17 protein-coding genes and 1 pseudogene are annotated in these 22374 nt (G+C 65.8%); 10 read left to right on the forward strand and 8 right to left on the reverse strand.

Annotation, left to right across the window (positions count from 1 at the left end):
* The first annotated feature begins 153 nt into the window (after window positions 1-153).
* The gene (locus Q5425_RS32140) at window positions 154-2499 is read left to right on the forward strand and encodes a tetratricopeptide repeat protein (RefSeq protein ID WP_308676102.1); all 2346 of its coding nucleotides are present in this window, start codon (window positions 154-156) and stop codon (window positions 2497-2499) included.
* Here Q5425_RS32140 and Q5425_RS32145 read toward each other — a convergent pair.
* From Q5425_RS32145 to Q5425_RS32155, 3 genes are read right to left on the reverse strand one after another with little or no spacing between them, the layout of a single operon-like run.
* The gene (locus Q5425_RS32145; RefSeq protein WP_308676103.1) at window positions 2459-2950 is read right to left on the reverse strand and encodes a hypothetical protein; all 492 of its coding nucleotides are present in this window, start codon (window positions 2948-2950) and stop codon (window positions 2459-2461) included. The genes Q5425_RS32140 and Q5425_RS32145 overlap by 41 nt on opposite strands.
* Complete coding sequence (locus Q5425_RS32150) at window positions 2934-5336, reverse strand: tetratricopeptide repeat protein (RefSeq protein WP_308676104.1); 2403 nt, start codon at window positions 5334-5336, stop codon at window positions 2934-2936. Before Q5425_RS32150 ends, Q5425_RS32145 begins: the two co-directional genes overlap by 17 nt.
* Window positions 5333-7843 carry a CHAT domain-containing protein gene (locus tag Q5425_RS32155; protein WP_308676105.1) on the reverse strand — a complete coding sequence of 837 codons (2511 nt, stop codon included), beginning with the start codon at window positions 7841-7843 and terminating at the stop codon, window positions 5333-5335. Before Q5425_RS32155 ends, Q5425_RS32150 begins: the two co-directional genes overlap by 4 nt.
* A 397-nt stretch (window positions 7844-8240) precedes the next feature.
* On the opposite strand from Q5425_RS32155, the gene Q5425_RS32160 reads away from it, so the two are divergent.
* Window positions 8241-9194 carry a TIR domain-containing protein gene (locus tag Q5425_RS32160; protein ID WP_396135284.1) on the forward strand — a complete coding sequence of 318 codons (954 nt, stop codon included), beginning with the start codon at window positions 8241-8243 and terminating at the stop codon, window positions 9192-9194.
* Here Q5425_RS32160 and Q5425_RS32165 read toward each other — a convergent pair.
* A pseudogene (locus Q5425_RS32165) lies at window positions 9171-9803 on the reverse strand (ATPase); the annotation flags it as partial. The gene Q5425_RS32160 and the pseudogene Q5425_RS32165 overlap by 24 nt on opposite strands.
* 124 nt (window positions 9804-9927) lie before the next feature.
* Here Q5425_RS32165 and Q5425_RS32170 point away from each other — a divergent pair.
* From Q5425_RS32170 to Q5425_RS45845, 7 genes are all read left to right on the forward strand, one after another.
* Window positions 9928-10539, forward strand: coding sequence for a hypothetical protein (locus Q5425_RS32170; protein ID WP_308676107.1), 612 nt, complete (start codon window positions 9928-9930; stop codon window positions 10537-10539).
* Window positions 10529-11452: a hypothetical protein gene (locus Q5425_RS32175; RefSeq protein WP_308676108.1), complete on the forward strand. Its 924-nt coding sequence runs from the start codon at window positions 10529-10531 to the stop codon at window positions 11450-11452. Before Q5425_RS32170 ends, Q5425_RS32175 begins: the two co-directional genes overlap by 11 nt.
* Window positions 11449-13251, forward strand: a complete 1803-nt coding sequence (locus Q5425_RS32180) for an AAA family ATPase (protein WP_308676109.1) — start codon at window positions 11449-11451, stop codon at window positions 13249-13251. Before Q5425_RS32175 ends, Q5425_RS32180 begins: the two co-directional genes overlap by 4 nt.
* Window positions 13252-13290: 39 nt before the next feature.
* Window positions 13291-13572: a multiubiquitin domain-containing protein gene (locus Q5425_RS32185; RefSeq protein ID WP_308676110.1), complete on the forward strand. Its 282-nt coding sequence runs from the start codon at window positions 13291-13293 to the stop codon at window positions 13570-13572.
* Between the two features lie 3 nt (window positions 13573-13575).
* Window positions 13576-13983 (forward strand): E2/UBC family protein, encoded by a 408-nt coding sequence (locus Q5425_RS32190; protein WP_308676111.1) that lies wholly within the window; start codon window positions 13576-13578, stop codon window positions 13981-13983.
* A 5-nt stretch (window positions 13984-13988) separates the two neighbouring features.
* Window positions 13989-15320: a ThiF family adenylyltransferase gene (locus tag Q5425_RS32195; RefSeq protein WP_308676112.1), complete on the forward strand. Its 1332-nt coding sequence runs from the start codon at window positions 13989-13991 to the stop codon at window positions 15318-15320.
* A gap of 222 nt (window positions 15321-15542) precedes the next feature.
* A complete protein-coding gene (locus tag Q5425_RS45845; RefSeq protein ID WP_396135283.1) occupies window positions 15543-15818 on the forward strand; it encodes an integrase core domain-containing protein in 276 nt (91 codons plus the stop codon).
* A 529-nt stretch (window positions 15819-16347) separates the two neighbouring features.
* On the opposite strand, the gene Q5425_RS32200 is transcribed toward Q5425_RS45845, so the two are convergent.
* The gene (locus tag Q5425_RS32200) at window positions 16348-17700 is read right to left on the reverse strand and encodes a peptide ligase PGM1-related protein (protein ID WP_308676113.1); all 1353 of its coding nucleotides are present in this window, start codon (window positions 17698-17700) and stop codon (window positions 16348-16350) included.
* A gap of 108 nt (window positions 17701-17808) precedes the next feature.
* On the opposite strand from Q5425_RS32200, the gene Q5425_RS32205 reads away from it, so the two are divergent.
* On the forward strand, window positions 17809-18357 hold the full coding sequence (locus Q5425_RS32205) for a hypothetical protein (RefSeq protein WP_308676114.1): 549 nt from the start codon (window positions 17809-17811) through the stop codon (window positions 18355-18357).
* Between the two features lie 1016 nt (window positions 18358-19373).
* Here Q5425_RS32205 and Q5425_RS32210 read toward each other — a convergent pair.
* The 3 genes from Q5425_RS32210 to Q5425_RS32220 are packed head-to-tail and all read right to left on the reverse strand — an operon-like array spanning window position 19374 to window position 22184.
* Entirely contained in the window at window positions 19374-19889 is a 516-nt protein-coding gene (locus Q5425_RS32210; protein WP_308676115.1) for an NUDIX hydrolase, read from the reverse strand.
* A 49-nt stretch (window positions 19890-19938) separates the two neighbouring features.
* Entirely contained in the window at window positions 19939-20793 is an 855-nt protein-coding gene (locus tag Q5425_RS32215) for a phosphopantetheine-binding protein (protein WP_308676116.1), read from the reverse strand.
* A complete protein-coding gene (locus Q5425_RS32220) occupies window positions 20790-22184 on the reverse strand; it encodes an FAD-binding oxidoreductase (protein ID WP_308676117.1) in 1395 nt (464 codons plus the stop codon). The genes Q5425_RS32215 and Q5425_RS32220 overlap by 4 nt, the downstream gene beginning before the upstream one ends.
* Window positions 22185-22374 lie beyond the last annotated feature (190 nt).

The following is a 22374-nucleotide window of genomic DNA, read 5'->3' on the forward strand; positions in this document are numbered from 1 at the left end:
CGTCGGGCCGTACCGCCGGACAAGCCTTCGCAGGGGCCCGACCACACGGTCCGCCCGTTCCACGTCCGGACAACTCGTCCGGCGGCGGACGCCGATCCGGTCGGCTGCTCCGGTTACGCTTCACCTCCGTACTTGTCAGCCGGAGGTTGACCGATGTCGCGTGATTCGGGGCCCAACGCCGAGCGGTTCCACAGAGCCATCAAGCGGGCCGTCGATCATCTTGGCGGTGACCGTGCGGCAAGCGCGAAGAGTGGCGTCAATAAGACCGTGTGGTACGGCGCCAAAGAGAACACGATTCCCAAGTTCGATTCCACCTGGCCCAAGATGCTGTCCGTGCTCGTCGACATCCCGCACGAAAAGACCGGGGTACAAGACTGGGACCGGCTCTACGCCGCTGCGGCGGCTGAGGTGGGCCGTCCGGTATTCGAGACTCGGCAGGCAAATAGCCGGGTCGCCACCGCGGACCCCACATCCGGCCCCCCGCAGCAGCTGCCGGGCGGACCGACCTACTTCGCGGCGAGGGACGGTGAGCTCGCCGAGCTGGATCAGTTGCTGAGGGGGAACGCCGAAGATACGCCACCGATCGCGGTTGTGATCGGGCCGCCGGGTGTCGGCAAAACCGCGCTTGCCGTCCGGTGGGCCCGATCTAGGGCGTCCGCGTTCGCCGACGGTGTGTTGTACAGCGATCTCCGTGGCTGGGGCACCGACGATCCCGCCGACATCGAGGAACTCGTCGCGTCTTGGCTTCGCCAACTGGGCTTGAGCCCCGCGGCCATGCCCGACGACCTCGGCAGCCGGGCCGCGCTGCTTCGCAGCACCTTGGCCCGGCGGCGGATGCTTCTGGTACTCGACAACGCGCACACCGAGGAGCAGATCCGCCCGCTGTTGCCCGGCACCTCTTCGTGTTCGGTGCTGGTCACGAGCAGGCACGTGCTGCCCGGGCTGGCGATCCACCACAGCGCGCACCCCGTTCGGCTCGGGGTCCTGTCCGCCGCTGAATCGGCGGGGATCTTGCACGACTTGATTGGTCAACGCGCCGACGACGAGCCCGAGGCCGTGACCTCGCTCGGAGAGCTTTGCGGCCACCTACCCCTGGTCCTGCTCATCGTCGCTCAGCTCGCTCGTGAGCGAGAGGCGGCCTCCCTGTCGGGCCTGGTGAGCGAATTGGCGGACGCCCAGGAGCGGCTCGATCAGCTGGACAGCGAAGACCCGAGGTCGGATCCTCGGACCGTGTTCTCCTGGAGTTACCACCAGGTGCCGGTCGATGCCGCACTCGTGTTCCGGAGGATCGGGCTGTTCCCAGGCAAGTCCTTCGACCTTGCCACCACCTGCGCGTTGACCGGGCTTTCCTCGCTGGCGGCGTCGCGAGCGCTGCGCGCGCTCGTTCGAGCCAACCTCGTCGCGGAGATTTCGCCGGGCAGGTTCGAGATGCACGACCTGCTCAGGCTCTATGCGCAAGACGTGCTGGGCGGCGAAGACGAGCCAGACCTCGTCGCATCGGCACGCATGCACCTGTTCGACTACTACCTGCACGCCACGTGGCGTGCCGACCAGCTGATCGAGCCGCACCGGTATCGACTGCCGCTGGAGAGTGCCGCGCCGGTTGCGCCTCCGTTCGACGATCGAGAAGGAGCGATGCGCTGGCTGGACGTCGAGTATCCGACAGTCGTGGCGCTGTGTCGGCAGGACCTGGTGGAGTTCGACGGACATCGTTGGAGGCTTGCCTTTCAGCTGCGGAGCTACTTCTTCCGCACCAAGCGAATCTACGAGTGGATCGAAAGCCATGAGGGCGCCCTCGCCGCCGCGATCAGGTCGGGCGACGAGCTGGGCGAGGCGATGACCCGAAGCAACCTCGGCGTGGCGTTGCACGAACGGAACGACGATGCGGCAGCGCTGCCACAGTTCGAACAGGCGGAACGGCTTTTCACGACTGCCGGTGACCTCTACGGGGTCAGCAACTCCCTCGCCAACCAGGCTGTCGTCCACCGACGCAGCGGCGACTTCCAGCAGGCGCTCGACTGCAATCGCCGCGCACTGGCCTTCTACCGGGAGAAGAGCGCGCAACGCTACGTCGCAATAACATTGCGTAGCGTTGCGCTGGTGGCGCTCGAGCTCGCGCGACTCGACGAGGCCGAAGTTGCTCTCACGGAGTCTTTGGAAATTTGCGCCGCGTTGGACATGGACATGGACGCAGCCCGTTCGTGGAACACCTTGGGACAGGTCCATCTGCTCGCGAGGCGGTACGGTTCCGCCGAAGCCGCCCATCGGACGGCGATCGACGTGGCTGGGCAGTGCGGTGCGCGGTTCGAAGAAGCCCGTGCACGTCGGGGGCTCGGGCGGCTGGCTCTGGCTGTCGGCGAACCGGCTGAAGCCGAGCGACACTGGCAGGATGCCCTTCGGTTGCTCGAGGAAGTCGGGGCACCGAGCGCCGAGGAGGTCCGCGCCGAACTGGTCGCGCTCAGCTCAGGGCCAGCTTCTCCGAGATCCACTCGTGAATGAAGGCGGCCGTTTCGAGGTCGTGGTCGCCGAGGTGCTCCGCGTGCTCGTCGGCCGCGTCGGCAAGACCATCGTGCGCATCTTCGGCGAGCACGGCGGCCGACTCGACCTGCCCGTCGAGGTGATCACCCAGGGCGAGCGCGTAGGCGAGGTATGCGGTGGCGATCATGGTGCGCGGGTCGTCGCCTCCCAGCTTGTCGACCCGGTGTTGCTGCAGGTGCATCGCCAATTGCTGAAGATGGATCTCCGCGTCGACGTGGTCGCCGTCGAGGCGGACGCCGTCCGGGTCGATTCCTTCGGGAAGCTCCGCCTCGGTGGCGCCGATATCGGCGGCGCGGGTTCGTTTGCCGACGATCAGGTTCTGCAGTGTCGCCCGGGTTCGGGGGTGCTCGGGTCCTTGGCCGCGCAAGCGCAGGAGGAAGAGGTGCTCCAGGGTTTCAGCCGGCTCGTTCACGCATTTCCTCCTTGATGATCAAGATGTTTTCCAGGGAGCCGAGGGTGTCGGGGTGGGTGGCTCCGAGCACGTCTGTGCGGATCGAGTGCACTTTCTGCATAAGTTTGAGGGCTTCTTCGAGATAGCCCAGCGCGCGGTAGCTGAGCGCCAGCCCGTTGAGCGCGTCGAGCGCGTTTGCGTTGTCCGGGGGCGCCGTGAGGTGCCAGCGAGCGCACACGCCGAGCCAGTACCGGTGCGCGATCCGGCGGTTTCGATTCTGGTCCGCGGTTGCGTCGCCGAGGTGCCCGCGGGCGATGGCGAGATTGCTGAGTGCCACGAGGGTTTCCGGGTCGTCCCTGCCCAATGCCGCTCGTCGTTTCCGGTACACGCTGCAAAGCAGCGCGTGGGCTGTTTCTGCTTCGTCGCAGGCCAAGTGTACGAGCGCAAGGTTGTTGATCGCGGTCAACGTCAGCAAGTCGTCGGCGCCCAGATCCCGACGAAGACCTTCGACGACCTCTTGGCTGAGGCGCAACGCTCGGCTGAGGCGGCCTTCCAGCTGGTACGCCACGGCCAAGCCGTTCAGGACGACGTATCGGGTGTACGGATCGACCGACCGCGATTCCACCGCGAAGTCGTGCAGCAGCTCGTACGTTGTGAGGGCACCACCGGTGTCACCGGCTTCGACCTGCGCCCGCCCGGATTCGTTCAGGAGATACCGTTCGTCTGCGCCGACGGCCCAGCGGTCGCCGCCCGGCTCGACACCGGCCACGGCCCGGACGTGCGGCAGGTGGAGCAGGATCTCGCGGTGGCGTCCGGCGGCATTGGCGGACTCGACAGCCTCGGTGAGCGCGGCGAGGGCGGAGGCTCGCAGGCGCGCCCGGCGTCCTGAGGTGCCCAGGTGAACGCGTAGGGCCCGAGCGATCAGGGCGTGCATCGTCGGGCCGGCCTGGTCTCCGAGCTCGACGAGAGAACGCTCGGTCGCCAGCTGCAGGGCGTCTGGAAGTTCCTGTTCCGCGTTGTCGCCGGCAACGCGTCGGAGGACATCGGCTAGCAAGGGAGCGGGCACGACCACCGGGGCGAGCACGCTCATCGCAGCGGCGACGTCCTTGGCCTTGTCGGTGAGGGAGTCGAAGCTCCGAAGGAGGATCCTCGCGAACGGCACCGCGCACCCCACCGGGAGCTCGCGTTTGAGGTGGGCGGCCACCGCCAGCTGGTCAGCCTCACTCTCGGTGAGATCTGCGAGTAGCGCAACGTACCCGGCGAAGCTCGGCAACGTGGTCAGGCCGGCGGCGATCGTAAGCCCGAGGGCATGGTGGTCGAGGAGTTGCACGATTTCTCGCACAGCTTTCCGTTCGCCTTTCGCCGGTCCGGCGTAGGCCGTCAGAACGGCCTCACTCGATCCCGGATCGAGCGGCGGAAGATTCAGTTCTTGCGAGCTGGTACGGTCGAAGGACCGGCCGGACATCGACCGTCCTCGAGTCGTGACCAGCGTCGTGCCACGCCGAGTCGGAGCGATCAGCCGGTTGAAGACCGGTTCGCTCGTGGTCGCCGGCACGTCGTCGACGATCCAGAGGTACTTCGTCGCACGCCGGTCCAGTTCTGCGGGGAGATCCTCATGGTGAGCGAGGCCGAGCCGTCGCGCGATCGCGGCCATCTGCTCTTGAAATCGCACCAAGACGACCTGGTCGTCGACCTCCCCGCCAGCGCTGCCTTCAAGCCTGACGACGAAAACCCCGCCCGGGTGGTCCCGTTCGAACAGCCGGGCGTACTGCAGACACAAAGCCGACTTGCCCTGGCCGCCCAGTCCTCGCACGACGGCGACCGGCTGACCGCGGTCACGGGTCTTTTCTTGTGCTCGGAGGCCTTCGTGCAGTTCCCACAGCTCGGCGTGGCGTCCACGGAAGTACGCATCTCCAGGCAGTCCCCGGGGATACCAATCGGGCTCTTCCGGCGTGGGCGCATCGCCGAAGCGACGGCTGTCCTGCCGACGGACCTCGCGCACGATCGTCGCCACGAACTCCGCCGAAAGCACCCCATGCCGGGGTAGCCGGAAGCGTGTCAGCTGACGTGGACGGACGTCTTCGGGGCCGACACCCTGCACAACTGCCATGACTCGCGATGTGTCCCCGTCATCGAGGTAGTAGGAGGCGCAAAGGGCCCGATGGAGTTCGTCGCGGCAGTGCGGGCTCACCGGGAACCTTGGGGTGATGAGAGCGATCAGCGTTCGCGATCCGTACAGCGCTGCCTGGATGGAGGTGTCGAGCGGTGCCCACGCCGGACCGTTGATCTCGTCGCGGAACACGCTCAAGCCGGCTTCGGTCAGCGCGACCCGCAAACCCTCAGCGGTGACGGCATCCTCTGACTTGTAACACAGGAAGACGTCGTAGCAGTCGGCATCGGAGGTCACGGCCGCGAACTTCCGTAAGCTCCGTCCACACCAACCACGAAGAGCCCGGCCCACTCCGAGGGGCCGAGCTCTGGGTGCGCCGAGCGGATCTCGCGCTGTGCCTGCCGAACGGCCGCGCAGACCGGCGTGCCGCTGATGATCAACGCCATCGCGCGACTCGATACGAGGGCCGAACCGGCGCTGCCGATCGCGCCTGACCCGGCGATGACCGTGTACGCACCGCCGATCAGCGCCCCGACCGCCAGGCTGAGCGGGTCCGTTCCGTATCGGCTCTCGGCTGTTCCGCTCCAGCACCCGTTGAGCACGACCAGCGGAGGAAGCGGCGCGCGGGCGAGATCCGCCAGAGTCATCACCGAACGGGTGAGCAGCGAGTCCTGGCCGGTTCGAACACCGTGGTCGGCGACGTAGAGCAAGGACGTGTCGCCGAGCTCAGTCAGGGTGGCGATCGAGCGGTGTCCGGCGGACCAGGTGTCGAGGACGTCGACCTCGAGTTCGTGTCCCGGCAAGGCCGGATCGAGGATGCTGACGGCCGGACCCGACGGCGTCGGCGACGGATCGGCCAGCCGGTGCTTCAGCAGTTCCGAGGTTCGCAAACTGGGGGTGACCAGGAGTTCCGCGGTCTCGGCGAGGGGAACGCTGTCGCGGGGAAGCGCCGCGAAGGGGAGTTGCCAGAGCCGGGGATCAGGGCACAAGACCACCGAGGGTGGGTGCTCCGGGCTGCCGGTCCACGCTTCGTCCGGTAGCAGGAAGGCACTCAGTGCTTCCCAGGTCGCCTTGGCGATTCCGCGCTGAGGCAACGGCTCGCCGGCGCTGAGGCGTTCCAGCAGCGAGGCAACGGCCGGACCAGCCGCCCGGACCGATGTTCGCCAGGACATCCACTTTTCGCGAACCGATGTGGCGCAGAACCAGCCAGTCGTATCGGTTCCGACGTGCAGCACGATGACGACGTCACCGAGTTCATCGAGCTCGCTTTCCGGTGGGAGAGAATCCGGAAGTCGGAGTTCGGGCACGTCGTCCGCGGAAGCTCCGGACCCCAGGGCCCGCGCCGCTGCAGCCGCAGTCTCGAAGATCTGCTCCACCGCGTCCGGGTCTGCTCGTGACGCGGTCATAGGCAGCACATCGAGTCCTTCAGCGGGGTAACCGGCTCTGAGTAGCTCGTGGAGTACGTCGGCGCGGCCGGTTTCGGTGATCTGCGCGACCCCGTCGGCGTTTCCGACATCCGCGTGCACGAGGATCGCTCCTGAGTAGACCTCCTCCCGCTGCTCATGCATCGCCCAGCGAAACTGGGGTGGGCCCAGGTCGTCTCGCTGCAGATCTGCGGCCAGTAGCGCCGCTCTGGAGGCTTTGAAGCGAAGAACCGGCGAGACGTCGCGAAGTCGGGTCAGGTCGAAGAGCCCCAACATGGTGCGAGTGAGGTCGCGACGATCCGGTGCTGCCGCGACCGTCAGCACAATGGCGAGATGCCCGGCAGCCTCCTGGAGGTCACCGCCGGTCTCGATCAGGTGCCTTGCCCGGTGTCGATGCCAGCGCACGGCTTCGAGGCTCCGGCTGGACTCGAACAGCGGACGGCCGGCTTCGAGCACATCGGCGACATCCGCGCCACGACCCAGTTCGTGCAGGACTTCCGCCTCTTCCAGAACGACCTGCCCGAGCCGGTAACGGTCGCCTTCTTCTGCATACTCCTGCCGCAGTCGTTCGGAGAGAGCCAACGCTAATTGGGGTTGTCCAACTGCTCGCAGGCAGGTGATCTGTCGTACCTGAGCGATCTTCACGTTGTTGTGGCTCTTGCCCATGAACAGCTCTTCGGCCCGCTGGTAGGCGGCGAGTGCTTCGCTGCCGCGTCCCACGGCCAGCTCGATTCCACCCTCGCGGAGTGCGACATGACCCGAAGTTTCGACGTCCGCGCCGAGGTCTTCGGAGAGCTGGCGTGCCCGTCGCACCGCGGAGACCGCGTCCCCGATGGCGCCGCGCAGACGATGAAGGACCGCTTGTTGGAGAACGACTTGGACATGAACTCGCGGGATACCCGCAGAATCCGGGAAACTCTTACACACGGCAAGAGCGCGTTCGCAGTAGGCCAATCCCTCGTCGTACGTCGCGGCGACTTCCCGGAGCGCCGCCAGCTCGCGCCACGCTCGGGCGTGGGACACCGCGGTCACGGCGTCGAGGTCGGTGGCGAGCAACGCGTGGTTCCATGCCTCGGCCTGGCAGAAGCCGGCGCGCAATCGGTGACGTTGAGCGACGAAGTAGCCGGCTTCAGCAGCTCGGTGGCGATCGCCCGAGACCGTCGCAGCGGCGCGTTCGGCGAGGAGCATGCGCAGCTCGCGCCGATCATCACGGTTCCGCCGCGCGGCAGCCGACTGCGCCGCGTAGAGCTTGGCGAGGACCGCGTATTCACCCGATTGGTGGGCGCGCAAGGCAGACTCCGGTACATCGGCATCGCCGCGGAAGGCGACAACTGGGCTGGCAAGCGGATCGAGGAGCTGGTCGACCGGTCCGGCGTTCACGGGGCCATCGAACCACGCCGACGGTGCCCGATGGCATCATCTTGAGATGGCCGAGCAGTCCGTCGTCACCCGCTACCACCAGGACGTGGAGGATCGCGCGCGCGAACAACTCGAGGAAGCGCTGGACGAGGCAGGGTTCGCCAGCCGACGAGGGGTCGAGATAGGAGATCGGGGACCGGGGACGGTGCTCGTTCTGGCCGCCGTCCTGCTCGGCGGCGGGATGGCTGGGATGACCGCGGAAATCGCCAGCGTCGCCCGGGGCTGGCTCGCTCGTCAGCCGTCCGTCGTCGGTGGCGCGAAGTGCTGCGTGGAACTGGAAGATCCGGAAAGCGGCTTGACGGTCCGGATCACATCGGACGATCCGGACCGAGCGCTCCGGCTGCTGAAGTCGTCATGGATGGCCGTCCCCGACGAGCCGATCGCCTGGCAGGGACACGCATGGGGCCCCGGACGGGGAGTGGCCGATCCGCGCCGGGTGTTCGTGATCCACGGTCGCGACCGGCGACTTCGCCGTGGGATGTTCGACTTCCTCCGTGCGCTGAAGCTTGAACCTGTCGAGTGGGCTGACGCGCTGAAGCAGACGGGTAAAGGGGCGCCGTACGTCGGCGACGTGCTGGACACCGTGTTCGCGGACGCGTTCGCGGTCGTCGTCTTGCTAACGCCGGATGACATCGCGCAGCTCCAGCCAGAACACAAGGACGACGATGACGACCCGGATCTGCGGCCGGCGGGGCAGGCGCGGCCCAACGTCCTCTTCGAGGCCGGCATGGCGCTGGCGCTGTTCACGGACCGCACGATCTTCGTCGAGATCGGACGGCTCCGGCCGTTCACCGACATCGGCGGGCGCAACGTGGTGAAGATGGACGGTGAGGCGAAAGCGCGTACCCTGCTCGCGCAGCGGCTTGCCATGCTGGGGTGCCCGGTCGACTTGCAGGCCAGCACGGACTGGCTTGCGTCCGGCGACCTCCACCCGCCGGCGAAGTCGACCACCCCTCCTCCGCCGGCCGAGAAGCGCCCGGTCGACCCGGGCCCGCATGGCGGGATCACATCGGCCAACGGTGGTGCTCCGCACCGCAACACGGGAGCGGCACTCACGTTGGGAAACTTCAGCGTGAAGACGAGCGGTTTGGGTGGTCTCGAGGTGCACGGCGAAGCGCGCAGCAACAGATCCGACCCCGTGAGCGGTGTTCTCAAAGCGACCTTCTTCGACGAGAACGGGAAGATCCTCGGAACCGCGACGGGCTTCGTGAACGAGGTGCTTCCTGACGAGCCCAAGATATTCAGCCTCATGAGCAATGACGACATCGCGGAATACCACGACTTCAAGGTGCAGGTCGACGCGGCCTTCTAGGTTCGGCAGCTGCTTGTTCATCTGCCGTTGCAGTTCGCTGGCGATGTCTTCGGGGCGCCGGACGTAGATGCGCGCGGACACCTCGACCGCGGCGGGCAGCCGGTCGGCGTGCTGGATCCAGGGGTCGTCGACCTCGGGGATCTGCAGGCCGTGCATCTGCCCGACGGTGAGCACGGCCAGGTGGCGCGAGACGCCGGCGTTGGAGCCGGTGCGGCCGCGGACGGTCACCGTCGGCGCGTACGGGTCGGCGTAGTAGTCGGCGGCGTCGGTGAAGCTGGCCAGGTCTTCGGGCTCCCAGGCCGCGCCCGGCACGGCGGGCATGTTCCGCGGGGCGGGCAGGCCCAGGGAGCAGGAGCGGTGCATCAGCCAGGACATCTCCTCGGCGTGCACCGGACGGCCTTCCAGCCCGGCGCTGCCGATGACCTGGTCGAGGTGCTCGACCTCGGAGTCCAGCGCGGTCAGCTCGGCGTCGACGGCTTCGGGCAGGATCTTGCGCAGCACCGGCGCGGCCCGCTCGACCGCGCGGTCGACCATCCGCCGGGTCTGCACCTGGACCCCCAGGTAGACCTCTTTTCCGCCATCGTACGGAGCCATGAGCTGTCGTCGGTCACGCTCGGTCATGCGGTATGACTATGCGTCAGATACAGTGTGTTGAACTGTGATGTGAATCACTTTGGTGCGGTATTTCGTCGGTTGGGGGTGTGGACCGGGTCGGTCCGTCGACCAGGGTGTGATGACGCAGGTCAACGAGGACGACGAGCTGCTCAGCGCGTGGCAGGATGGACGTGCTGAGCGCCTCGACCTGTTCAAAGCTGTTCGCGCGCCGATGCGCCAACGGGCTCGCCAGGGCATCGCGATGATCACCGCGGACGTCGCGTACGAACACGATGTCGACGACGTGGTGTACGACGCGTTCCTCGAGCTGGAGCGGATCGGGCCTGCGGGCGTGAAGTCCTTGATCGGCTTTGCCAAGACGATCGCGTACCGCCGGGGACAGGACGCCGGCCGGGCCATCATTCGCGAACGCGAGCGCATGCGTGACCTCGTCATCGACCTCGGCGTCACGGCCGATCCACAGTTCGCCGAGGATGATGTACGGGAAGCAGCAGTGCAGGAGGTGCTGCTCCGGGTGGCTCTCGAGTGCATGAAGGGCCTCACCGACGAGCAGCGCGCCGTCGTGCGCGAGACGATCATGAACAGCACTACGTTGTCCGACTGGGCGCTGCAGACGGGGAGGAGTTATCAGTCCGTCGGCAGGCAACGCGATCGAGCGCTGGATGCGCTGCGCAGATGCGTCAAACGGAAGCGATCACCCGATCATGAAGGGGCAAATGATGAACGGTGACGACGAAATCGGCGACCTGAGCAGCGACATGACCGAGCGGTACCTGCTCTTCAAGCGCGGGCGTGGACCGGAGCCGGACTTGACTGAACTGCCTCAAGAGCTACGCGACACCGTGCGGGAACAGCTCGAGATCGTCGCGGCGCTCGCCGATCGCGGCCCGGAGCCGCCTCCTGTCGAGGAGGACCCGGTGGCGATCCGGCTGGGACTCGTGCCCGGGTCGAAGACCCCGGAGACGCCACCGACGACTGGGCGGGATCCCGGCAACGGCCGCGTGCGGCAGGTGCTTGAGGACCTGCAGTTCCGGTTCGGCGGGCAGATCGATCTCGAGTTTTCCCCTTCCTGGGGAGCACGGGTTCCAAGAGGGATGGCCCCGATCGCTCAGTCGGCGGTCTTCGGTGAAATCGTCGCCGTGTGCCTGGCAGAACCGGGCCAGTGGCTCGGAGGGGCGGAAGCCGTCGCCACGTTCTTCCGCGAGAGCCCGATCTCGTCGCTCGCGATCACTTCGGCAGATGCCGAACGCGCGGTGCTGATCACCGCGGCCGACGCTCAGCGCTCGGTGGACCCGGTCCGCGGATGGCTACCTCCGCGGAGTCCGGCGCCCGAACCGCTCGACATCGCCCTCGGCCGGCATTTCGATCAGCTGCTCCCAGCTTGGGACCAGGTTGTAGGGCTTGACGGCTTCCTCGACGCCGCTGACACCGAGACGACCGGGGCAGAAGCCGCCCAGGATCAATGGCAACTGGCTCTCCAAGGGAAGCCGCGCCTCGATCACAAGAAAGAGGGGCAGCGCTGGCTCCAAGAAATCGGTTCCTCGCCGATCGCCGCGATGGTCACCGCTGTTCAGGAGCGACGTCTGGCCGGCGATGAACTGCTGGCCGAGCTCGCCAGGGTCAGTGGGGCAGGCGCGTCGTGATCCGCAGTATCCAGCTCGCCAACTGGCGGGCGTACCGGAGTCTGGACCTGCATCTCACTCGTCCCGTCACATTCTTCGTTGCTCCCAACGGAGTGGGGAAAACCTCGCTGGTCGAAGCGGTGCGGTGGGGGTTACTCGGCAGCCCCGGCCAAGACCGTCGACGCGCCGTCCGAAGCGGAAGCGAATCGGCAACCGTCCGGCTCGGACTCAACTTGCCCGGGTATCCCGATCTGCAGGTAACCAGGACTCTGAAGCGAACCGGAAGCGCGACTTTCACCGCGACGGCCGGTGGTGCGGAGATAAACGAACATCAGTACGAAGCGATTCTCCGTGAATCCTGGTCTGCTCGACCGGGTCTGTTGGATGCGCTCATCTTCGGCACCAAGGCGACTGGGAAGGACACTGGGTTTCCGGTCCGTGACCACCTCGCGGACGTCTTCGGCATCCAGCCGCTGCTGGATGCCGCTTCCCAGCTCAAGGAGCGCCGAGGCGTCCTGGCTGCGAAGATCAAGTCGATCCGTGACGATCTCGTTGCGACCGACGGGGCGGTCGCCGAAGCCGACCGCGAAGTAGCCGACCTCGAGCATGAAGTCGAAGCGGCTGCTAGGGAGCGAAGCATCGCCGAAGCACGAATCGGCGATCTTGAAGTCACTACAGCCAGAGCTGATGCGTGGGAACGCTACCGCCACAGCGCAAAGGACTACGACGATCGAGTGCGCGACCTAGTCGTGCAGATGACCGACGTGCTGGATGTCGGCGCGCGCGATCCGGCGAGCGCGCTGGCCGATGAAGAGCGTGAAGCTGACGCTGCTCTGCAGGACAGCCTGGCTGCCCGGGCAGCAGCCGAGGTCGCGTCGGCGACGGCCGCGAACGCCGCCGATCTCCTGAGCGCCGCGATGACTGAATGCCCGACCTGCCTGCGCCCGCTCAGCGCGGCCGAGCGCGACGCCGCACTCGCCTCGCACGGCGACCTCGGCGTGCACGCTCGCACCGAGGTCGAACGCCGCGACCTGGAGACCGCGTCCGTCCGGCGGCGGCTTGCCGCAATAGCCGACTTCAGCCGGACCTTGAACGGCCTGCAGACTCCGATCGAGCCCGAGAACGAAGACCCAGGCCCGGCCGCAGCCATCGAGCTAGCCAACGCACGCCGGTTGGTGTCCGAGCTCGCCGAGAAACATGGCTCACTCGGTGCCCGGCTATCGGAAGCACGACGAAAGGCAGCGAGCCTGCGCCAAGCCGGACGTGAGCACAACGACCTTTTGACCGCGGCTCGCGAGGACGCCGTCGCCGAGGTTACACAGAACACCGTGAACCGGGTGGCGGACCACTACCTGAACGAACGGATACAACCGCTCACCCAGGAGATCAGCCGCCGCTGGAAACTCGTGTTCGGCAGTGACGGGCTGCGGTTCGGTCCGGATGGGCACCTGGGTGTCCAGCACGGCGACGTCGAACTCGGCCTCGGCGACCTCAGCGGTGGCGAACGTGCGACAGCGCTACTGGTGACCAGATTGCTTCTGATAAAGACGTTGGCGCGCGCGTCGACGATCTGGTTCGACGAACCCCTGGAGCACCTCGACCCTCGCCGCCGCGCCACCATCGCACGGACACTCCTGCTCGCCGCCGACGCGGGCGCCGTCGACCAAATCGTGGTCACGACCTACGAGGAAGGTTTGGCCCGCAGGCTGGCCGCGATCGCGCCGAACACGGTCGAGCTCATGTACGCGCGAGCAAACAAAGAATTGCAAGATTTTCCCGAAGAGGGGGGTGTGGAACCGACGAGGCCGACGACCTCTTAGTGAAAGCCCGCATCAGGCGGGCCGACCACAGGAGGCGATGTGCCAGCCACCCACACCAGTGCCGACATCGACGACACCCCGGGACGTCACCCCGGGGAACAACAGGCCAAGTTCGTGTTCGACGTCGACGGCACCACCTACGAGCACGAGCACCCCACCGTCACCGGCGCGGAGATCATGGCCATCGCCGGTATCAGCTCCGGCGACGGACTGATCCAGATCCTGCCGGACGGGACCCGCAAGACTGTCGCGCCCGACGAGACGATTCACCTGGTTCCCGGAGCGCAGTTCAAGCGCCGTCCGCGGTTCAAGCGGGGCTGATTCATGACGGAGCCGAACCGGCTCACGGCGCGCCTGGCGCAGGAGGAAACCCTGCTGCGCCAGGCATACCCCGGAGCCCGCATCGATAGGGAGTCGCTCGTCGTCGTGCTGCCTGGCCACCGGCTTCCGGCCGGTTGGTCGCACGAAGAAACCGACGTGCTGTTCCCAATCCCGCCGAACTACCCGGCAGGGCAGCCGGACAACATCTGTGGCCGGCCCGACCTGACCCTCGCGAACGGCGGGACGCCGGGCAATAGCCAGGGCGTGCAGGTGCACGCGGGCAAGCCGTGGCTGCAGTTCTCGTACCACGTCGAGCCCGGCGACTGGAGGCCGACCGCCGACCCGGCTTCCGGCAGCAACCTCGCCGAGTACCTCGCCGGTGCCCTCACCCGATTCCAAGAAGCGGATTGACGACTATGAGCACCCTCAAGTTCACCGTGCCGGGCCACTGGGCCCGCATCGAACAGCACCTCAGGAAGGCCTCAGGCGAACGCTTCGCCTTCGCCCTGACCGACGTCTTGCGCAACGACCCGAACGGCCCGGTTCTCGAGGTCGTGGACGTCGTCCTCATCGACGACCGAGAAGTTCACCAGAGCACCCACGGCTGGTCCATCAAGGACCACGCACTCGACCAGGTGCACAACCGAGCCATCACATCCGGCCGGGGTCTGGTCGAGTTCCACAATCACTACATCGGGCCCCCGCAGTTCTCACGCATTGACGAGACAAACCTCGAACCCATGGCGGGGTACGTGCTGGATCTCCTGGACGGTACCCCTTACGGCGCGGCGGTCTGGGCTGAGGGCTCCCTGTGGGCTGAGTGGTGGCGACCGACTGAGGCCGGAGGCGTGGAACGCCGTCCGTTCGACACGGTGGTCTCCGTCGGCACCTCCTTGCGCGTCCTCAACGCCCGTGCGGTGGAAGACGAGCGGTTCACCCGCCAGCTTCCGCTCCTCGGGGACGAAGCCCAGGCATCGATCGGCAGCTTGCGGGTCGCCCTTGTCGGCGCCGGCGGGACCGGGTCGCACGTTGCCGCCGCGCTCGCTTACCTCGGCTTTCGCAATGTGCTGATCTTCGACGATGACCTGGTCGAAACCACCAACCTCAACCGGATGGTGACCGCTGACCACGCCGATATCGGCAGCCCGAAGCAGCTCGTCGCCCGTCGCCGGATGCGCGCGATCGACCCGCTCATCAAGGTCGGGCAGCGGCCGGGGATCACCGTTGCCGAACCGCATCCGGAACTTCATGACGTCGACCTGATCATCGGGTGCGTCGACCACGACGGTCCCCGGCACCGGCTCAACCAGATCGCGGTCGACTCGCGGGTGCCCTACCTCGACATCGCCACCGGGGCCGACCACACCGCCGAGCCCGCGGCTCTCGGCGGCCGTGTCGTATTGGTCCTGCCGGACGGTCCTTGCCTGTCTTGCCTGGACGAGTTGGATCCGGCCGAGATCGCGCGCTGGGCGAAGTCCGCCGAACAGCAGGCCCTCGATCGGCGGCACGGCTACGGAACCGGCTCGGCCAACCCGTCCGTGGTCTACCTAAACGGGCTTACCGTCCACGCCGCGCTGGTTGAACTGGCAGCTTGGCTCTCCGGTTCGAGGCCGCCGGCGACGTGGCTCGACGTGGACCTGGTCGGCAGCGCACGGCAGCCCGGCACCCAGGTCGGTCCTCGACAGGTCGCCGGCCCTCGCGAGGGCTGTATCGACTGCGGTGGAGTTCGACGATCCCGGTCGGCTTGACCGTGGTCGAGCCCGATACGGCGAGATTACCGGCGTACCGGCCGCCGGAACCGTGCGGCGTCCTGACCAGTCAGCGGCCCAGCGCTTTGGCCAGCGCAGCTCTGCGGCCGCGGAAGCCGGACCGGCTGGTCGGCGACGTGCAGGGACAGCACATTCAGGTAATGGTGCAGCGTCCGCGACAGCGTGACGTTCTCGGTGAGGCCCTGGTAGAGGCCAAGAAGGATGAACGATGTGAACAACCGCGGGTCGAGAGTTCGTGCTCGCCGCCACTGCCGACGGCCCGGCGGACGTAGAGAACCCCAACGTGACCTCGACACGGGGCCCTGCAGTCGGCCCTGGAAAGTGCCGCGTGCCCAGGCAGGTGGCGACCGCCTTGTCGTCCACCGGCGTCATCTGGAGAAGGTGTTGGCCGAGTACGTCGATCACTTCAACCAGCATCGACCTCATCGCTCTTTGGGCCAGCGACGCCCGATCAGGTGTTGGTTCCCGTCAGAATGACTGGCGTCGGGCGGGTTCGCCTGCGTGATCGGCTCGGTGGACTGATTCACGAATATCAGCAGGTCGCATGCGGTGACACAGTTTCGGCACCCACAGGTACGCGCCGAACTGCTGGACCGCACGTTGATCTGGAACGAGGCTCGCCTCCGGTGTGTGCGCTTCGCGAGTATGAGGGGCACTACAATCTGCACCGAACCCACTGATCGCTTGCCGCCGCGGCGCCCCTTCGAGCACGGCCTCAAGCCCTTGATCCCGATGGGTTCGAACGACTCGTGATACGCCGACAGGACCGCCTCGACGGAGTACTCCATCAGTACAGACATGCCGCCTGAAATGCGTGGATGTGGTTTGCGGCACCCACAGGGATTGATGTGAGGTGGTCGGGCGGCCGTGTCAAGTCCAGTGAGTATATGACTGACTGTCAAAGCGATATGAGAATCGCAAAAAATATCCGTGCGATACTGGCTTTGACGATGCAGTCAATTCGCCGTTGTCTTCGCGAAGCGATTTCAGGACCTGAGCGGCCGGGCTAGACAATGTCTGCGGCTCCATTCAGGCGGAGTCCGAGCTTGCAATGGAGCCGTTGATCGATGTCAAACGCTTCGTCCAATGAGTTTCCAATGCAAGTCGTTTCTATGTAGCCGCATGGCGACACGGCATTGAGCATATGCAAAAGGACGCCTTTTCGTGTGCGCCTTTCAAACAGTAAACCTTCATCTCGGAGTGCTTCGATGACGCCACTCGCACTAAAGCTTCTGAGTAGTTGTGGTTGATGTACTCGCCGGTGTACGTAATGTAAGCTGGTGGCTTCGCCAACCGCATCTTTGGCTTGTGCAAGTACGTGAGTAGGACCCACCTTGCGGATATTGATCTCGGTCGCCAATAAATCGCCGGTTGCCCTTACAATGAAGTCGACACCAAAATGTCCCCTTATGCCGATGGCTGCAAGGGTTGAGCCTACTGACTCCAAATGTCTATTTATTGTTGCGACGAATTCGGATGCTGGACTTATGCATCCCATGTACTGATCGTTGATCAGTATTTGATCATGAGTCGAAATTACCTGCACGGCACCAGAAAGGTCTATAAACGCTTGTCCGCTAGGAGCGGAGATCACATCGTCTAAGTACTCTTCTACAATGGCTCCGCCGGTCTCCATTTCTTTGGTAAAGGCTGCCCAGGGCTGCCGTATCGTGACTACTCCGTGTGCAGGGCTGCTGTTAGGCCTGATGGTTGAACGATTCATTACTACGGTGCCGACCGCTGAACCCCATTTTGGGTCGCTTAGCTTCACGGCAATCAAGCCTGACATGGTTTTGTCGAGTTGCTGAACGGCGGCAGCTACATCCTGCCAGGAGTATGCGGAATTTGCGGAGCCGCCTGGGGTGGGTACGCCGCTCCGACGAAGGACTTCTTTGCCGCCACTCTTGCTTCCCCACTGTTGAGTGAGGTTATGAGGTGCTTGCTCGGCTGGGACGCCGAGTGTCTGGCTGAGTAAGTCTGTATCGGCAGAAGCGGCAAAGTTTACCAATCGCGTTTGCCTTGCATCCTTAATGATGCCTTTGAGTCGGGCCACGAGTGGCTCGTCATGGAGTGTGAGTGTATCGAGCGGCAAGTGGGGTCGCTGTCTCGGCTGTATTAGTTCAATGCGCCTTTTGACACCTGGTAGCTCGACTTCGTGAAAACCAGCAACATCGCGCAGGTAGTAGTCGACGATGGCGTCTTCGAAGGTCGCTTCGGCGATGATGATCAAGCGGGTGGTTCGGTCTCGTAACATGCCGACATGAGAGAACGCCCGTTCTTCTGCGAAGCGCAGGTACGGTAGCCGGCTCAGTAGCGCGCGATCGTAACGGACGGCGCTCAACGCGATGATCGTTTTCATGTCAGTACCTCCGCAAGTACGCCGATCATGCCATCCGGGGGTAGACACGGCACCTGCCATGGGGGCACGATGGGTCTGGCTTGGCGGATGTTCTGAGTGGAGAGATACGTGGACGCGACGATCATCGTTCTGAATGTCAGTGCGATCGTGGCGTCACTTCTCGCACTGACAATGTCGTCACTTCTTGCAATCCGCCAGCATCTGTTAATCAAGCAGCAGAATCAGATTCCAGTCTTCGTTGATTTGTTGCGCGAGGCTCGCACGCCCGAATTTCGCCACCGAGAGCGTAGAGTTTGGAATGAGCTGCCAACTTTTAGTTCGGAATCTGGCTTTGGTGGCTTGTCGGACGAAATTCGCGACGACGCCGAGGTTGTCTTTTCATATTACTCGACGCTTGCATACTGCGTTGCGATCGGCGTTGTGAATCCTGACATGGCAGTCGTACCCGTGCACTACAGGTTATTGAAGACCTGGGACACGCTTCATCCTTTTGTTCTCGCCGAGCGTGAGGCTCGAGATGACGGAGACTCCTTCCTGAATCTGCTTGAAGATCTGGTGACGCAGGCGAAGGCTTCGGACATGCGAGCGGTCGAGGAACGGATTAGTCGAATCGCGTTTCCGGATCTGGCGGCATCGAAACGACTTTCTGGCAGATAAGTCGGGGGGGTGGTTCGGTGAGTGGCGATGACAGTTCAAATTACTCAAAGCTGGCCAATGGTGAAGTTGACGCAATTCGGGTTGCAAATGTCGCCCCATTTGGCCTTTGTGAAGAAGCAATGCGCGCAATGCAAGGCATTCGTTTTGATTGGTACAACAAAAGTCGCGTCGTTCCGCCGATCGCTAGGTTTGGGCCGACGTTGAACGACTTCAAGAAGCGCGGTGTTTTACGCTCGGATTACTGGACCGCGATGGCGGAGACAATCACTCGCTGCGAGTCTATCCCGTCACTGGTCGAACTTCGCTCTATTGCGCTGACTCGACTCGCGGAGGTGCTTGGTACCTCACTTCGGTCGGCCACTATTAATGGCAGAGATGTGTACGGTGGGACCGTACGTGAGATCTCTGCGGGGGCACGAGTGCACTTCGACAATGTGGCAACCGAATTCGAAGTTAATCCGCTTGACCAACAGTTTGTGAGGCAGTTGTCGTTCGTTGTTTACCTCGCGGTCCCACGTGTCGGAGGCGAGACTGTAATCTGGGACCGCGGACCTGTTGAGGCAGATGAGCGCAAGCGCGTAGGCTATGGGTATCGAGAAAGCGTCGTGGCAAATCTCGCGTGCGTCAAATTTCGCCCGCTAGTCGGGCATGGCCTCCTATTTCGATGTGATCGGTTGCATGCCGTGAACCCGAGTACTGGCGGTCGTCGCGTCTCTATAAACTTCTTTGTGGGGGTTGCAGTTGGGCGGACGGCGGTCATATGGTCATGAGGCTGGGCCGTCGGGGAACCGTGTTCACCCATATTTCGCATGGTGAGCGCCGCAGCATAGTGCTCTGTGCCGTTCCGTGATGTACTGCTGCGCTCGACGGCGGTCGGATACAGCGCGCGGGAACATCGGCGAGACCGTGACGCTGGCCAGCCCGCTGTAGGAGGCTGTCTCGGATGTGCAAGCTGCCCGGGATGCGGCGGCACGTGCCCGGTGTGGGCCTTGGTGCGGCCAGCGGCATGGTCCCGGCTAGATGGTCGCCGAGTTGGTGCCGTGTTGGAGGTGGAGTGGGGTGAGACTGCCGGTGCGGGCGTGGTGGGCGCAGGCGGCGACGCGGCGGGCGAGGCGGGGCACCATGATGGCGGCGAGTTCGTCGGGGTGGGCGAATCGGCTGTCGCCGATTTCGTGGTCCACGTAGCGGATCGAGCTGAGCTGGGTGGGTGTGAGGACGCCGCCGTAGTAGAGGAAGGCGATCATCGGTGCGTGGTCGGGGCCTTCGGGGACGGAGTCGATGCCGAGGATCCGGTCGACGGTGATGTCGAGGCCGAGTTCTTCGGCGATCTCCCGGCGGGCGGTCGCGACGGGTGATTCCCCGGCTCGTGCTTCGGTGACCCCGCCGGGGATCTCCCAGAGTGTGCGGCCGTTCGGCTTCACGATGAAGACGCGTTCGTGGTCGGGGGTGTCGAAGAAGAGCACGCCGGCCGAGGGGATGGCCATGGGGTACTTCTCGAAGAATTCCCGCTGGGTCGCGGTGGGCGTCGTCACGGAGAGCAGGCTAGCCCGCAGGGTCCGTCACTGTCCGCTTGCCTTTTCGTCACATTGAGTGGGCGCCTCGCTGGTAGCGGGTGCCGCAATGACGGCAGGTGTCGTTGGTGAGGCGGTGGCCGCAGAGGCAAGCCCAGCCGATCTGGCGGCAGGGATTGCCGGCAAGGAGGGCGTGCGGTGGGACGTCGTGGTCGACGACCGCTCCGGCGGCGACCAGAGCGTGGGCGCCGATCCGGACGCCGGGGAGCAGAACGGCGCCGGCGCCGATGGTGGCGCCGCGGCAGACCGTCACCGGTCGGGCCGTCCAGTCCGCTGGTGTCTGCGGGGCTCCTGCCGGGGTGACGGCACGCGGTGCCGGATCCTCCAGGATGAGGACGGCGGGTGCGAGCATGACGTCGTCGTGGATGTCCGCGCCGAACACCTGGACCAGGTTCTGCATCTTGACCCGGTTGCCGACCCGGGTTCCCGTGCCGAGGTGGACGCCGGTGCCCAGTGTGCACTCCTCGCCGACTTCGACGCCGTCGGCGAGTTGGGCGCGGTGCCAGACGCGGCTTCCGAGCCCGACGTGAGCGGCCTCGCCGAGTTCGGCGCTGGGGTGCACGACCGCCGGCGGCAGTGGGCGAGGTGCCTCGCGCGGGGCAGGGATTCGGTCGGGGACGATCTGCGACTGGCTTTCGGCCGGTGGGTGGGTGCCGAGGACTGCGGTGAGGTCGCCGAGTCGGTGGACTTCCGCCAGGACGGCGTCGGGGATGACGACGCCGTAGGCCGATTCGAGCGCGGCGGCGAGCCGGACCCGATCGAGCGAATCGAAGCCGATTTCGTCCAAAGTGGATGTCGGGGTGAGGGATACGGCCGGTGGGCGCAGCGCGGTGACGATCTCGATCAGGGGAGCGGGCAAGGTCATTGGCTCCTCCGCCCGGCGACGTCCAGCAGAAGCGGCAGGACTTCCTCGACTGGGGCGGAGGCAGCGAGCCGCTGCACCGCGGGGTCGGCCAGCTGGTGAGCCAGCGCAGCGCACAGATGTCCGCCGAGTGCTGCGGCGGTGCCAGCGGGCAGCGAGCCGCCGGGTTGGCAGATGACGTCAGCCAGGGCGGTGCGGTGCGCGGTGAGCAGCTCGGTCAGACCGGGCGTCTGGATTGATCGCCGCGGTGAGTACGGGTGATCGAGCAGGGCGCCTGGGTGGTCGACCTCGTGCTGGATGAGGCGGGCCACGTGTGGTGCGAGAAGCATCCCGCAGCGGTAGGTGGCGGTCGCGAGGAGCACCTTCGGGTGCGCGGTCCGGCCGACCAGGGGGAGATGGTCGGTCGTGTAGGGCCGGTAGCCGACTCGCGCCTCACGGATCTGGGCGTGCCGCAGGTCGGCGTTGAGTTCGTGGGTGCCGTCGTGGAGCAGGGTCGCGATCTCGTCGACGCTGGGGCAGCGGTCCAGGACCGGGTGGGTGCTGAGCCGGTTGGTGGCGCCCAGGTACAACCCGCCGTCGGTGCGGGCGACCAGGTGGGCGCCGCAGGCGAACCCGCGGTTGGGCGTGCGGATCGGCGAGGCGACCGGGGCCGGGGTGGCGTCGAGGACCATGCTGACGCCGCGCCCGGCCAGCACCGGCGGAGCTGCGAGTTCAAGTCCCGGGCTGTGGCGCAGCAGCGCCGGGATCTGAACGCCGGCGGCGAGCACCACCTGCTCGGCGGTGACCGTCGTGCCGGCGGCGGTGGCGACCCGCATCGCCGATCCGGCTTCGGTGACCGTGACGGCGTCAGTATCGAGCCAGCAGATCCGCGGATGTGCGAGCACCGCTGCCGTGGCCGAGCCGGTCAAGGCCTCGGCGTCGACGCCGGCTTCGCCGGGCAGCCACAGCGCTTCGAACACCGTCTCGGAGACCAGCCCGGGAACGTTGCCAGGGGAGTGCAGCTCGCCGGGGACGCCTGCGCCAGCGGCCGCGGCGGCGATCGCGGCGAGTTCGGCCCGGTCGGTGGGCGTGTTGGCGGTGACCCACACGCCCGGGGTGAGTGTCACTGGCTGGCCGCCTTCGGCGAGCTGGTCCAGCCAGGCCTCGTAGCCGACGCGGGCGGCGACCCGTTCGGCCACTTCGATGGCGACCCGCTCCGGTGGATGTGCGGCCTCGACCTCGGAGAACACCGTCAGCATCGCTCCCGCTGCCCGGCTCGCCTGCCCGGGGTGCCGGCCGGCGCATGGCCCGATCAGCGCCACCGAGGTTCCGCTCTGTGCCAGCTCCAGTGCGCAGGCCAGCCCGATGATCCCTGCGCCGACGATTACGACGTCCGCTGTCCGTGTCGTCTCCACCGGGCCTCCTTGCCTCGCCGGGCAGGCGCGGTGCCGGCCCTGGTGCGATCGAGAAAACCGCGTCACCGGCCGATACGAGCGTTCGTCGTGCCGGTCCGGCACAGCTGTGCCGGACCGGCACTAGCGTCGGGGCCGGTCTCAGGGCTGGACCTGGCAGGAAGGGCCTGATGCTTCGATGGAAGAGCAAACA

It is taken from the genome of Amycolatopsis sp. A133, assembly GCF_031082405.1.
GTDB lineage: Bacteria > Actinomycetota > Actinomycetes > Mycobacteriales > Pseudonocardiaceae > Amycolatopsis.